This is a genomic window from Bradyrhizobium sp. USDA 4504, from assembly GCF_054063995.1.
On sequence record NZ_JBSSGV010000001.1, the window covers coordinates 5680993 to 5694763 of the forward strand.

11 protein-coding genes and 2 pseudogenes are annotated in these 13771 nt (G+C 61.4%); 1 reads left to right on the top strand and 12 read right to left on the bottom strand.

Annotated features, from left to right (window positions below; all coding sequences use genetic code 11):
* The first annotated feature begins 335 nt into the window (after positions 1-335).
* Positions 336-1250 (top strand): LysR family transcriptional regulator, encoded by a 915-nt coding sequence (locus ACVMB1_RS26635; RefSeq protein WP_076826976.1) that lies wholly within the window; start codon positions 336-338, stop codon positions 1248-1250.
* Between the two features lie 201 nt (positions 1251-1451).
* On the opposite strand, the gene ACVMB1_RS26640 is transcribed toward ACVMB1_RS26635, so the two are convergent.
* From ACVMB1_RS26640 to ACVMB1_RS26695, 12 genes and pseudogenes are all read right to left on the bottom strand, one after another.
* Positions 1452-2477: a mechanosensitive ion channel family protein gene (locus ACVMB1_RS26640; protein ID WP_076826850.1), complete on the bottom strand. Its 1026-nt coding sequence runs from the start codon at positions 2475-2477 to the stop codon at positions 1452-1454.
* Between the two features lie 101 nt (positions 2478-2578).
* A complete protein-coding gene (locus tag ACVMB1_RS26645; protein WP_456849367.1) occupies positions 2579-3829 on the bottom strand; it encodes an adenylate/guanylate cyclase domain-containing protein in 1251 nt (416 codons plus the stop codon).
* Positions 3826-4215 carry a response regulator gene (locus tag ACVMB1_RS26650; protein ID WP_076826847.1) on the bottom strand — a complete coding sequence of 130 codons (390 nt, stop codon included), beginning with the start codon at positions 4213-4215 and terminating at the stop codon, positions 3826-3828. Before ACVMB1_RS26650 ends, ACVMB1_RS26645 begins: the two co-directional genes overlap by 4 nt.
* A gap of 2 nt (positions 4216-4217) precedes the next feature.
* Positions 4218-5633: pseudogene (locus tag ACVMB1_RS26655) on the bottom strand (GAF domain-containing sensor histidine kinase); the annotation flags it as partial.
* A 110-nt stretch (positions 5634-5743) separates the two neighbouring features.
* On the bottom strand, positions 5744-6493 hold the full coding sequence (locus ACVMB1_RS26660; RefSeq protein WP_076826845.1) for an SDR family NAD(P)-dependent oxidoreductase: 750 nt from the start codon (positions 6491-6493) through the stop codon (positions 5744-5746).
* A gap of 21 nt (positions 6494-6514) precedes the next feature.
* Positions 6515-7297: a 3-hydroxybutyrate dehydrogenase gene (locus tag ACVMB1_RS26665; protein WP_076826844.1), complete on the bottom strand. Its 783-nt coding sequence runs from the start codon at positions 7295-7297 to the stop codon at positions 6515-6517.
* 42 nt (positions 7298-7339) lie between these two features.
* The gene (locus ACVMB1_RS26670) at positions 7340-8515 is read right to left on the bottom strand and encodes a DUF3734 domain-containing protein (protein WP_076826842.1); all 1176 of its coding nucleotides are present in this window, start codon (positions 8513-8515) and stop codon (positions 7340-7342) included.
* A gap of 33 nt (positions 8516-8548) precedes the next feature.
* On the bottom strand, positions 8549-9340 hold the full coding sequence (locus ACVMB1_RS26675) for an acetoacetate decarboxylase (RefSeq protein ID WP_076826973.1): 792 nt from the start codon (positions 9338-9340) through the stop codon (positions 8549-8551).
* An 86-nt stretch (positions 9341-9426) separates the two neighbouring features.
* Positions 9427-10383 (bottom strand): MBL fold metallo-hydrolase, encoded by a 957-nt coding sequence (locus tag ACVMB1_RS26680; RefSeq protein WP_076826840.1) that lies wholly within the window; start codon positions 10381-10383, stop codon positions 9427-9429.
* Positions 10384-10459: 76 nt separating this feature from the next.
* A pseudogene (locus ACVMB1_RS26685) lies at positions 10460-11666 on the bottom strand (NAD(P)/FAD-dependent oxidoreductase).
* Between the two features lie 44 nt (positions 11667-11710).
* Positions 11711-12568 (bottom strand): alpha/beta fold hydrolase, encoded by an 858-nt coding sequence (locus ACVMB1_RS26690; RefSeq protein WP_076826970.1) that lies wholly within the window; start codon positions 12566-12568, stop codon positions 11711-11713.
* Between the two features lie 226 nt (positions 12569-12794).
* Complete coding sequence (locus ACVMB1_RS26695; protein ID WP_076826971.1) at positions 12795-13745, bottom strand: helix-turn-helix domain-containing protein; 951 nt, start codon at positions 13743-13745, stop codon at positions 12795-12797.
* Between the last annotated feature and the right edge of the window lie 26 nt (positions 13746-13771).

Consider the following 13771-nt stretch of genomic DNA (forward strand, 5'->3'; position numbering starts at 1 on the left):
CGCTATTTCCTGCCCCGCTTGGAGGAAAGTGCGCGACATGTTGGCAACGTCACGAGGCTATTCGGGAGAATTACAAGGCGTCCAATCGATATTTGTGATTTCAAATATTTACGCGAATGCTGCGTTTTGCAGGCGATCGGACTGTGGCGATCAGCAAACCCGGCGCCGCGCCCCACTATCGATGCAATGGATGTCTAACATCGATCGTATGGATATTATGACCCGATCTTTCCCCGGCCGCGGGCTCCCGAAACCATCAAATCAGGTTGATTTTGTTCGGTCGGAACGTGCACACTCCTGCATCGTGCCACTTGCCGGTCAACGGGAGCAGGGCTTTGAACCTTCGCAGCGTCGACCTCAATCTCCTAGTCGTGCTCGATGCACTGCTGACGGAACGAAACGTCAGTCGCGCCGGCGAGCGCATTGGCCTTACGCAATCTGCGATGAGTGCGGCTCTGTCGCGTCTCCGCGAGTTGTTCGACGATCCGCTTCTGGTTCGCTTCGGTCGAGGGTTGGAGCTGACGCGAAACGCAGAAGAGCTCATCGTTCCGGTGCGGGAGACGCTGGAGCGCATCGAGCAGACGCTTTCAAAGAAGGCGCATTTCGATCCTGCCGAAAATTCGCGTAGCTTTTCGATAAGTGCTTCGGACTACGCCGTCCTGGTATTGTTGACGCCGCTGGTGCGTGCGCTCACCACCGAAGCACCCAACGTGACCGTTCACCTCCTGCCGCGCGCCCGCGACCCGGGGCGCATGTTGCAGAGCGGCCAGGCCGACCTCGTGATCGAGCCCAGCGAACTGTTTGGCGACGCCGGATTCCCGTCGACGCCTCTACTTAGCGACCGCTGGCTATGTGCCGCCGACGCCCAACATCCGCACATCGCGAAGGATTGCTTGACCCACGAACAGTTCCTGGAACTGCCGCATCTCGTCTATGGCATCGGTATGGACCGGCAGCTAAACTTGGCCGACCAGCGCCTTGCCGAGATGGGTATCCAGCGGCGCATTCACGTCACGGTCGAAAGCTTCCTGCTGGTTCCGTTTCTCATCGAGGGTACCCCGCTCATCAGTCTCGTGCTGGAGCGCGAGGTCCGGGCGCTGCATTCCTGCCCGAGGCTCAAACTATTCGAGCCCCCCATTGCCTTGCCCGACATTCACGAAGCGATGTATTGGCATCCTCGACATAACAACGACCCCGCACACGCCTGGCTGCGCAATCGACTACGCCTTGTAGCCGCCGAAATCGCTTAGCGCGATCGACATCGGCAACCGGGAGGACGGCAACCTCAAGCTCCATGTCCACGCGTTGGGGTACTAGGGGCGCTGTCGCACAGATCATGTGGGAGGCCGACGACGCTTGGCGCGAGAAACCGCGCAGCGTCACGCTGTCCGATCTCGTTCCTTTCAAAGGAAACACCTGCGGCGCTCTGGAAGGATACCTTTGCGTGAACCTTAACCCGCGCGGGATGAATGCGCTTCGATTGCCCTGGCAGAATGTTCGCCGCTGATCGCGGCCGAGTCGAAGACAAGGCTTTCGGCCGGCGCGGCCAAAGATAGACCGTTTGCTTTGCATTGGCTGTAAAGGAGGTCGATGACTTCGTTGCGGGCCGCCGTCCAGCCGGCGGGACTCTCCACACGGAATAACAACTCGACTTCAATCGCGGCGGCGTCAATCGAATTCAGGGCGACAATCGGCGACGGGTCCTGGACGATCCGCGTGCTGGCATCCAGTACGGACCGCATGACTTGCTCGACGAAGTTTGGCGTCGTGGTGGCAATGCGTACGGTCAACGTGATCTGGTGCGTCTCATCGGGGCGGCTGAGATTGGTAACACCCTGTCTTGCCAGGATGCTGTTCGGCACAACGACGACATTGTACCCTCCGGTAAGCAGATTGGTCGAGCGCCAGTTGGTCTCAACGACGCGGCCTTCCGTGCCATCCTTCAATTGGATCCAGTCGCCTATGGCATAGGCCCTCCCCAGCGTCAGCGCGATCCCTGAGAAGACATCGCCAAGGGTATTTTGCAGCGCAAGGCCGAAAATGATCGCGACGACGCCTGAGGTCGCGACCAGCGTACCAACCGGGACACCGAACACAAAACCAATGATCGACAGCACCACACCGAGATAGATGACACCAACGGCCATGTCCTGGATCAGGTGCGCTTCCCGTGGCCGACGATTGAGCAACATATAGATGTGGACTAGGCCAATGATGGCCCATGCGAGATGGGTCCACCACAGGATCCTGGCCGATATGGAGAGCAACGCGCCGAGACCCCGCAACTGGGCGCCATCGACGCGATGCGGAGCGATGCCGCCCAGATAGAGCGTAAAACTCATGCCGATAAAGAACAGGATCTGGGCGATCAGTCGGCCGGTCGGACGGTTGCTCCCCTGAAGATGCCAAACGACGATACCGGCAATTCCGAGGATGTTGGTCAGAACAAGCGGCATCATATGATCTTCGTTTAACATGATTGGGATTCAGCAATAGCGGTCGGTTGCCACCGACGGAAGGGCCCTACGCTCAGGTGAAGCTACGCATCAATGAGCCCACGCCCTGGAGGTGTGCCCAATTACCCCACATGCATTCGAACACCCTTGGCCCCGTTGAGGAGCCGCTTCAGATGAAAATTCGCCAGCGGGTCGGCGGCGTTGAGACCGACCAGTGCTGCGAAGGCTGGCACCACGTCAGTGTCATCTGCCTCCAACTTGTTAAAGGCAGTCGCGTACTGTGTCGCGGCCAACCCATAACTCTCCGCAGCTGACAAGGGCTCGTGGGCGCGTAGCGCCTCACTTCGTCCCCGCAGAACAAGGTCGCCGATCGGCCGCCCTCTGAACTCCCGAACCTTACATGCGATCGAGTCGCTGACGCAGATCCGTGTGCCCAATGTCTTGTTCGCCGCCTCCAGTCTGGCGGCAGTGTTAACTGTGTCCCCGTAGGCTGTGTAGTCAAAGTAACGGCCGCCGCCGAAATTGCCGACCAGCGCAGGTCCGGCGTGGACGCCTATCCGCGTGACACCGAAGTCAACGCCCCTCTGTTTCCAGCGCTCCCGAAATGTTTCGGCCCATCGATCGAGCGCCTGCGCGCAGGCGATCGCGCGGGCGGGGTAATCGATCTGGTCGCCGGGTGCATTGAACAGTACCTGAATGGCGTCACCGATCACCTTCGCCACCGTCCCTTCATAGGCGAAGACGACCTCCGTCAGTCCACCGACATATTCGTTGAGCAGATCTCTCAGCACATTCGAATAGGCCGTCTCGACGAGTGACGTAAACCCTGTAATATCGGTGAAAATCACTGCAATGTCGCGCCAGTGGACCTGCATTCCATCGTCGCCATCTACAGCAGCAAGGCGCTTGGCGAGCTCAGGCGAGAAATATCTCGACAGCGACGCATGAGCCCGCTCCGCGTCCGCCTGTCGCCGGCGTGCTTCGCGCAAGACCTCGATGTGACGGATGGTCTTCTGGATCGTGGATTCCAGGTCGGCGAAATCGATGGGCTTGGTCAGGAAGTCGAACGCGCCGCGATTCATTGCGGTACGTATGTTGCTCATATCGCCGTAGGCCGACACGACAATCGCCACCTTCTTGTCCTCTCGCTCCTGCAGTTTCGCCAACAGGGAAAGGCCGTCCATGCGCGGCATGTTGATGTCCAAGACCACGAGATCGACATGCGGATGCTGCTCGATCGATTGCAGCGCTTCAAGACCGTCACGCGCGAACACGAAGCTTAACTGCCGTTCGCGAATCTGCCGGCGAAACCTCCGGAGGACGAGCACCTCCAGATCCGGCTCGTCATCGACTACAAGAACGGTGGAGGTCATGCGGGCTGTTCCAGTCTCGCCTGGATCGCCTGGCGGACCTGGCCGAAGTCGATCGGCTTGGTCAACAGGGCGTGTGCCCCCCGTTCAAGTGCCGTCTTGCGCGTTTCGGCATCCCCGTACGCCGTGATCATGATCACCGGAACGTCGGGCCGCCGAGCGCGAAGCTCCGGCAGCATCTCCAGCCCGCTCATTCCGGGCATATTGATGTCGGAGAGGATGAGGATCAGCGTTTGCTCGCCGGTATCGGAAATGCGGTTCAGGGCCTGCGCTGCCGATCCGGCAAAGTCCATCACAAAGCGCCGGGCGCGAAGCTCGCGTCGAAATTGCTGGCGAAACAGAACCTCCAGATCGGGTTCGTCATCCACCACAAGAACCGATACAGTCATAGTCAGCCCCCGATACTGTGAGAAAGACCGATGTTGCGCGGCAGCAGGATGGTGAACTCGGTGAATTCGCCGGGCTCAGTCTCGACATCGATCCTGCCGCCATGTTGCTTCACGATGATGTCGTGGCTCATGGAAAGTCCGAGGCCCGTTCCCTCGCCCGGCGGCTTGGTCGTGAAGAACGGATTGAACATCTTCTCCTTCACCTCGGGCGGAATACCGACGCCATTGTCGCGGATGCGGATTTCGACGTATTCGCCGCGATCATGCGTGACGGCGCTGAGCGCGGGTTCAAATCCGGGATCACCGCGCTCACAGCGCTTCGCCACGGCATAGAAGCCATTGGAGATGACGTTCAGCAGCACCCGCGTGATCTCCTGCGGGAACACGTCGGCGATCCCGGTGTTCGGATCGAACTCGCGCCTGAGGGTGACGTTGAACTGCGGTCTCTCGGTGCGCGCGCCATGATAGGCAAGATTGAGGCTCTCTTCGACGAGCGCATTGACGTCGGCAGGCCGGTGCTCGCCGCCGCCACCACGCGAATGCAGGAGCATGTTCTTGACGATGGAGTCGGCGCGCTTGCCGTGCTGCACGATCTTCTGAAGGTTGTCCGTTAGCAGCTCACTCAGTTCATCCACTTCGCCGCGGATGTCGTCCGGGAGCATGGCCGGAGTGAGGAGCTCGTTCAACTCGCCGGTCAGTTCGACCGAGAGCGTGGCAAAATTATTGACGAAGTTGAGCGGGTTCTTGATCTCGTGCGCAATGCCAGCAGTGAGCTGACCGAGCGATATGAGCTTTTCGGTCTGCACCAGGCGGTCCTGGGCCGCGCGTAGATCGTCGAGGGATCTAGCGAGCTCCTTCGTGCGGGCCTCTACTTCTTCGAATAACCGTGCGTTCTCGATCGCGATCACGGCCTGATCGGCGAACGTCTTGAGAAGGTTGATCTGGCTACCAGTGAAGGTTCCGGGTTCGACGCGCGAAACGCCGATCGTACCGATCGCCACGCCTTTTCGGAGCATGGGCACGACCACAATGCTTCGATATCCCCTCGCGCGTGCCATACTCCTGATCGCCGGATGCACACCCGGTTCGGTCTCGATATCGGAGCGAAATGCAATCGTCGACGTGAGTGCGACCCGGCTGTGGATCCCGGAGGACGTGAGCGGCGCGGGAAATGAGATTCGGATCTCCTCATCACCGGCCACGCTTCCTGCCGTGCATGCCGCCAGATGAAGCATGTCGCCGACGACACGTGTCACGAGCGCCGTTTGGCCGGCAAGCAATCGCCTCGCGCTTTCGGAGATGACGTCGAATACCGGCTGCACGTCAGTTGGCGAACTGGCGATGACATTGAGGATTCCTGCCGTGACGGACTGCCGCTCCAACGCGATCGCGAGTTCGCCCTGCAGGCGGGCATTCTCGGCTACTCCGCTCTGCAGTCGTTGTTCGAGCTCATCGACCCTGTTCCTCAGGTCGGCATCCATTGTGCTGATCATCACTTCCGGATTCAGCGCCCACACCCCGATTGCGACTAGGCCAACCCGAGGCCGCCGTCGATGGCAACCACCTGGCCGGTCATCCATTCCGAGGCTGAGCCGGCAAGCCGGACAATCCATTCTGCGACATCGTCCGGAACGCCGCGCCGCGCGAGCGGGATGCGCGCACGCTCCTGTTCCTTGACCGCGGCGGCCTGTTCCTGGGTCAGTCCCATCATGCCGGTGAGGGCGCCGGATTCCGTTGGCCCAGCGGCGACAGCGTTCACCCGTATGCCGAATGGCGCAAGCTCCAGCGCCCAACAACGGGTCAGGTGCTCCAGCGCGGCCTTGCTCGCAGCATAATGAGACAGTCCGGCCGCGGGTCGGTGACCAAAGGTGCTCGACACGTTGATGATGGTGCCGCACCTCGTCTTCAGGTGCGGAAGGGCAGCGGAGGCAAGCAGGCTAGGACCGAGCACATTAACCGAGAAGATATCCATGATCCGATCGGCCGTGGTATCGGCCAATGGAAGGATTGCGCCCGCGCCGGCGTTGTTGACCAAGGCGTCTATTCTGCCCCAGAGATCCATCGCCTTGGCAATTGTGCGCCTGGCATCATCGATCGAGGCCGCATCCGCAACGATACCCGCGATGTTCGGATGCTCGGCGATCGTTTCGTCCAGAGGACCCGCCCGGCGGCCGGTCACGAGCACCTTGTCGCCCTGGTTGGCAAGGCGGATTGCCGCCGCTCGCCCGATCCCTGAGGTGCCGCCGGTCAGGACAATGACCTTTTCTTCGCTATGCATGTTGATCGCGTTCCTTTGCGGTTACTGGGCGGTCCAACCGCCATCAACCGAGATCGCGGTTCCGGTGATCTGGTCGGCGGCGGACGAACATAGGAAAGCGACAGTGCCGCCAAGCTGCGCCGGAGAAACAAATTCGAGGGACGGCTGCTTCTCCGCCAGGAGTGTCCTGGCCGCTTCCGTCCGGCTGACCCCTCTTTGCACAGCGATGTCGTCGATCTGCTTGTCGACGAGGGGCGTTCGCACCCAGCCCGGACAGACTGCATTGCATGTGACCCCGCTCCCGGCAGTCTCCAGGCCGACTACTTTGGTCAAGCCGACCAGTCCGTGCTTGGCCGCGACGTAGGCTGCCTTATGCGTCGAAGCGACGAGGCCGTGCGCGGAGGCAATGTTGACGATCCGCCCCCAGCACTGCTTCTTCATCTGCGGGACCGCCGCCGCAATGCCGTGGAAGGCGGCCGACAGATTGATCGCCAGGATCGCGTTCCACCTGTTGGCTGGGAACTCTTCGACCGGCGCAGTGAATTGGATGCCGGCATTGTTGACGAGGATGTCGAGCCGGCCGAATTTCTCGACCGTCGCTGCGATCAATCCGCGCACGGCCTCCTCCTTCGACATATCGGCGCCATCGTAAACGGCGCGCACACCATGCTCGCGTTCGATGCCGCCTCGGATCGCCTCGATTTCGCTGGCATCGCCAAAGCCATTCAAAACGATGTCTGCCCGGAGCTTAGCCAACTCCTTAGCGATACCGAGCCCAATACCGCTGGTCGATCCGGTGACGACGGCTACCCTGCCCTTCAACATGGGACTTCCTTTCGATGGTTTGGGATTAGATTTGCCGCGAGATCAGTCACGGCGGTGGATATCGTGCGTGACAATGCCGAGCTCGGGAGCAGGCGGGTCGAGCCGCCGCGGATCGGCCAATGTACGGCGGATATCCTCCAGACCGCTCTGCCAATGCGCCCGCATCGCATTCAATCCGAATTCGCAATCCTTTGAATGGCGCTCGTAGATCTTGGACTGGTAGATCAGATGGATGATGTTGCAGGAGCGATGGCGAGCCATGTCCGCGATGGCGCGGATTTCCGGATCCTGCTTCGCGCCATCCGGTAACATTTCGAGCATTCGCTGCAGCGCCTGACGCATCTTCTGCATCCGTAGCGCCTGGTCCGTGATGGCGCGTGTGCGGCTGGAATACTGAATGTCCTTCTGGCGGCTCGACACCTCCATCAAGTCATTCGGCACACGGCCCCGTGCCGACCAAAGATCGACCTGGAAGGTCAGCGTGTCGCGCGGCTCGCTCGACAGCACTCGGGATAGAGGCGTGTTCGAAACGACGCCGCCGTCCCAATAGTGCTCGCCGTCGACCTCGACCGCAGGGAAGCCCGGCGGCAGGGCACCGGATGCCATGAAATGCTGCGGTCCGAGCCGGCGTTCAGCCGTGTCGAAATAGGTCAGGTTGCCCGTACGGACGTTGACCGCGCCAATGCTGACGCGCACCTGCCCGGCGTTCAGCCGATCAAAGTCGACAAGCCGCTCCAACGTCTGCTGCAATGGTGAGGTATCGTAGAAACTCGTCGCCGCGTTGCCCGAGAAGGGCGACAGGAACGGTGGCGGGAAGCGTGGCTTGAAAAAGCCGGGTTGCCCCTGCAAGAGGGCCCTGAGCGCCGCCAGGGCATTGTGCGCTGAGCGGAGATCGAAGGCGAACGGCATCGCATTGGCAAGCCCTTCGCCGACCGGCCATTCCACCGCCGCCGCGCAGATGCTCTCCCAGAACTTGCGTAGCCGTTCGATCCGCTCGGCCTCGGGCGAGCCGGCAATAATGGCGGCGTTCAGCGCGCCGATCGAAATGCCAGCCAACCAGTTCGGCCGTATGCCGGCTTCGTGCAGGCCTTCGTAAACGCCGGCTTGATATGCACCAAGCGCGCCGCCACCCTGCAGCACCAAGGCCACGACATCATATGGCAATGGCTTGGCCGCTTGCGGCGCCGGATCGATATCCCCGCGCATGACGTTCAGCATTTTCTGGAGCTCCGGATGTAGGGCTGATCTCGGTCAGCCGGCATTTGCTTCGATCAAGACGTCCGAGACCGAGCCGCGGCTCTGGTCGGTGGCAAGATAGTCATGGACCACGCCGCCTAGCCCGAGCGTCAGGTCCACGACGAGGTGCTTGGCCGACAGCACCTGCAGCACCGGCAACTCGGCGACGGGTGCCAGGGCATGCGAGTACAGATCCAGGGCAGCGGGGCCGGTCCAAGCACCCTTCACGGTGATGTCCTTTAGGTGGAAACGCACCAGCTCGCAGATGCGCGGCGAACCATCGACATGCGGAATGATCTTGAGCAGGAAATTGGGGGCTGCGAGCTTGCGGGCTTCCGCCGCCGTATCGAGCGACCGGTGCTTGTAGCCCATGGTGCCGGTCGCAATGCGGATTGAGCCATAGTTCAAAGTGCCAACCAGCGTATCGATTTCGACCTCGAGCTTCGGTTGCGCCAATTTCTTGGGAAACCCCCATAGCTCGCGCCCGCCCGCAATCGGCGGATGGTCGTTCAGGAACATCTGATGGGTGAAGCCGCCCAGCTGGCCCCTGTAGGATACGGGAATGACCTGGCCGCTCTCGGTGTAGTCGCCGAAGCCGGTGGAATCCGGCATGCGAATGAACTCGTAGTTCACTACTGGTTCGGTGATCTCCAGCGGCTCCGGCACCACGCGGCGCAGCGCGTCGGGATCGGTGCGGTACTGGATGATGAAATATTCGCGGTCGACGAAGCGGTAAGGACCGGGAGGAAAGGCCGGACTGCTCAGCGGCATCGCGAACGACGATGCGCGCACGGTCTCGTGTTTCACGGTGGTAAGCTCCAAGCTTGTCAGTGGCGGGCGCGGTCGCCGCTTGTCAACGCCCGCCCCTGGTTCGGATTTGAGCCAACAATCGGTCAGTAGTCCCAGAAGGCCGGCACCCAACGAAACGCGTCGCCTGCGACCGCAACATGACCGACCGACGGGAACGGCATGTGCGTGGCCACCAGCAGTTCGCGGTTCGCCGCCAGTTCGCGCAAAAGTTCGATCCGGACGCGAGCGGCTTCCTCGGGATCGTGCTCGAAGCCGTTGTGCCAATCCGGGTGCTCGAACCCGACGGTGAAGACGAGGTCGCCAGCGAATGTCAGCCGGTCGCCGCCGGATGCCACGCGAACCACGCTGTGTCCGGGAGTGTGGCCACCGGTGCGGCGGACTACGACGCCCGGCGCAACTTCGTGCTCATCTTCGAACGTCCGCAGCTGGTTGTGGTACTCGTTCGCGAACCGCTTGGCGGTGGCCCGAAGCGCGTCCGGGAATCCCGGCGGCATGGAGACGCGGGAGAAATCGGGCGCCTCCCAGAATTTGACCTCCGCGGCCGCCACGTGGATCCGCAGGTCCGGACGCAGCCGGTCCTTCACGCCCTCGACCAGCAAGCCGCCGACATGGTCCATGTGCATGTGGGTCAGCACCACGTCGGTCACGGATGCCAGGTCGATGCCGGCGGCTTCCAGTCGCTTGACCAACTGCCCGGCCCGCGGCAGGTGCAGATCCGGGTCCAGTCCGAGACCCGCGTCGATCAAGATGGTCTGCGCGCCGCTGCGTACCACGACCACGTTCAGTGCCCAGTCGAACGCGTCCGGCGGCAGGAACATGTCGTCCAGCCAGGCGGCGCGGACGGCCGGGTCGGCGTTGTGCGCCAGCATTTTGGACGGCAGCGGCAGCACGCCGTCGCTGATCACCATAACATCGATGTCGCCGATTTTCAGCGCGTAGCGCGATGGTACCAATTCGTCGGGCTTCGATCTAACGGAGCGTGCGACAGTGTCTAAGTTCATGGTTGTCTCCTGTTGAGTATTGCGAATCATCCGATCCATCTTCGAGAACTTCTGCGCTCGATCCTGAGCGGCTCGTGCTTTCGCGCAGAAAGCGCGGTCAATGCTCGTGAGGTGTTTAGAGATCAGTGACACGCTCCGGATCAGCGGAAGCAAGAGCAGCGGCACGCTCGGCCCGCGGCGGATAGATCCAGACGGTATTAATCTCCTTCTTGGTCTTCTTGGCTTCGTCGCCGACCATCTCGACCTTGCGCTCCCAACCGCGCGTGAAGAGCGCACCGGCTTCTCCTAAGTCGAGACAAGTGACGTAAGCCTTCTGGCGGTACGGTTTGGTAGGGACGCCGAGCAGCTCGGCGGCCGCATTGTTGCCGGCGAAGGCGCCCATCCGCGTGGCGTGTTGGCAGGACATCAGCGCGTAGTTGCCAACCTCGTCACATGCCGCCCTCGCCGCATCGCCGGTCGCAAAGACCCCAGGCACCGACAGCACGCGCAAGTCGGGATCGACGAGCAGGCGCCCAAAGTTGTCGCGCTCAGCGGGAATCTGCGCGGTTAGCGGAGCGGCCCGCATGCCGGCCGCCCAGATCACGGTCCCGCTATCAATATGCTCGCCGCTGGAAAGCGTGATGCCGGACTTGTCGAGCGAGGTAACGCCAACGCCGAGCCGGGTCTCGACCCCCCAACTTGCGGAGCGCGGCTTCGATGATAGGACGAGGACCTTCGCCCATGTCGGGGGCGATCGCACTGTTTCGTTCGACGATGATGACACGCGGCTTGGCATCCTTGCCGAGGATCTCACGAAGCCGTGCGGGCATTTCTGTCGCGACTTCGATGCCAGTGAATCCGCCGCCGGCCACGACAACCGTGTCGCGCATCCGTGATACCGGCCACCCCACCAAATGATGCAAATGCCGGTCGAGGGCGATCGCGTCGTCGAGCTGGTCGACGCTGAAACCGTGTTCAGCGAGCCCGGGAATACTGGGACGGAACAGCCGGCTACCAGCTGCGACAATCAATCGGTCATAGGTGAGTCTCTGCTTCGCACCCTTGGCCGCAACGATGTCTACCACTTGAGACTTGGTATCGATCGACTCGGCGCTGCCTTTCACATAGGCAACGTCAACGGCCTTCAGCACATCCAGGAGCGAAGCTGTCAGGGTCTCCGGTTTCGGCTCATAGAGCCGCGGTCGAATCACCAGCGTCGGCTCCGGTGAAACCAACGCAATTTCGAACGCCTCGGGCGAAACGCCCTGGATGTCGCGCAGCCGGGCCGCAGAGAGAGCGGCATACATGCCGGCGAATCCGGCGCCAATGATGACTAGTCGCATTTGATTGCTCCTTGGGTTTGACTCTCTTCGATGAAGGCACCGGGTTAGGCGCTCACGAATTTCAGCAAGTCTGCGTTGATGATATCGGGATGCGTCGTACACAGACCGTGCGGTAGCAGGTCGTAGATTTTCAAAGTGCTTCGTTTCAGAAGCTTCGCCGACAAGGTTGCAGAATCGCCAACGGGCACGATCTGATCGTCGCCGCCATGCAGGACGAGCGTGGGGACGTCGATGTTCTTCAGATCCTCGGTGAAGTCGGTTTCCGAGAAGGCTTTGACGCCATCGTATTGTGCCTTGGCGTTACCCATCATTGCTTGGCGCCACCAATTCCAGATCACCGCCGGGGACGCCTGTGCACCTGGGCGATTGTAGCCATAGAACGGGCCACTCGCGAATTCGAGATAGAACTGTGCCCTGTTCGCTGCGAGCTGCTTGCGCAATCCGTCAAGCACCTCAATGGGCACGCCCGCCGGATTGGCTTCCGTCTTCAACATCAAGGGAGGCACGGCCCCGATCAGGACCAGTTTGGCCACCCGGTTCCTGCCGTGGCGTGCGACGTAGCGCGCTGCTTCGCCGCCGCCCGTGGAATGACCAACGTGAATGGCATTGCGAAGATCGAGATGGTCAACGACAGTCGCAACGTCGGCTGCGTAGTGGTCCATGTCATGGCCATCGCTCACTTGACTCGAGCGGCCATGACCTCGCCGGTCATGCGCAATGACTCGATAGCCCTTGCCGACGAAGAACAGCATCTGCGCGTCCCAATCGTCGGAACTGAGCGGCCAACCGTGATGAAAGACGATCGGCTGGGCGGACTTCGACCCCCAATCCTTGTAGAATATCTGCACGCCGTCCTTGGTCGTCACAGAAGTCGCGGGATCGCTTCCTTGTGTGGCCGACATCGAATGGTCCCTTTCCTTGCCAATCGCCGAAGACGGGCGAACGGTCAGCGATGTCGCGCAAATGAGCGTGCTCGCCAGCAAATTTCGACGCGACGTGGCGAGGCCGCTGAAGGTCTTTTTGGAAATCATCTGTTGGTCTCCGTGTCGTCAGATTTCTTGCGGCTATCTAGGGGAGCTCGCGGACCACTGCCCAAGAGCGATTGCGCCGATTGCAGCGCGATTGCTGCTAGCGCATGCTGCGCCGCCAATTGGTCGGCGTTTCGCCGGTGAACCGTTTGAATGCCGCGGCGAACGCGGTCTGAGAGCCGTAGCCGAGGACCTCCGCGACCGCGACGACCGATGCGTCCGTGTCGCGCAGCATCTCCATGGCCTGCTCGAGCCGTCGCTGGCGGAGCCAGGCATGAGGCGAAAGGCCTGTGCTCTCCTTGAAGGCACGGCAAAAGTGGTAGCGCGAGAGGCCGGCCTCGGAAGCGAGTGCTCCGAGGGAAACGTCCGCATCGTTATCGGAGCGCAAGCGCTCGATGGCGCGGCGCAGGACATTTGGCGACAGGCCGCCCAGAGCTGGCCGGACCGTGATCGACGAGCCAGCATGTGCTGCCAAGAGGCGCGTTGCCAGAAGGTCCATCAATTGCTGCCTGAACAATGCTTCCAGCGTCGCGTGTCCTTCCAGAACATCCACTGCACTCATCAGCAACCGGGATGTAACGGGATCCGAGTACACTGTCCGCTCCAGAAGATCGCCGGGCGCGGCCACGTAGGCTTCGTCGGCAACACGCGAGAGTGTTGCCTGCGGAAGATAGAGCTGAAGGACATGCATCGGCCGGTGAATATCCCACCGAGAGGTCGAACCAGCCGGAATGAGCGTCACGACGCCGGGACGAGCCGTTCCGATCGCAACTGATCGTCCGGTGCGCCGCTCGAGCCGTTGTACGCCGGTCGGGTAGGTCATGATGACGTGATCGACCATCGGCTTGACGATGTCGTGTACGGGCTCGTGCTTCCAGTATGCAATCGTGCCGCTGGACGGTTCCAAAGCAACGCGAAAGGGCTTAGTCCTGAGCACGCGTGCCATCTCTTCATTGGCGGGGCGCCGCTCACCGACCGGCAGGTCACTCCTATGCGCCTGCGTCGCGCCGGGCACATTGTCCAGGGGGGCGCGCAAGATGGGCTTGCTCATGAACTTCCACTCGCATTGGGGAAGAG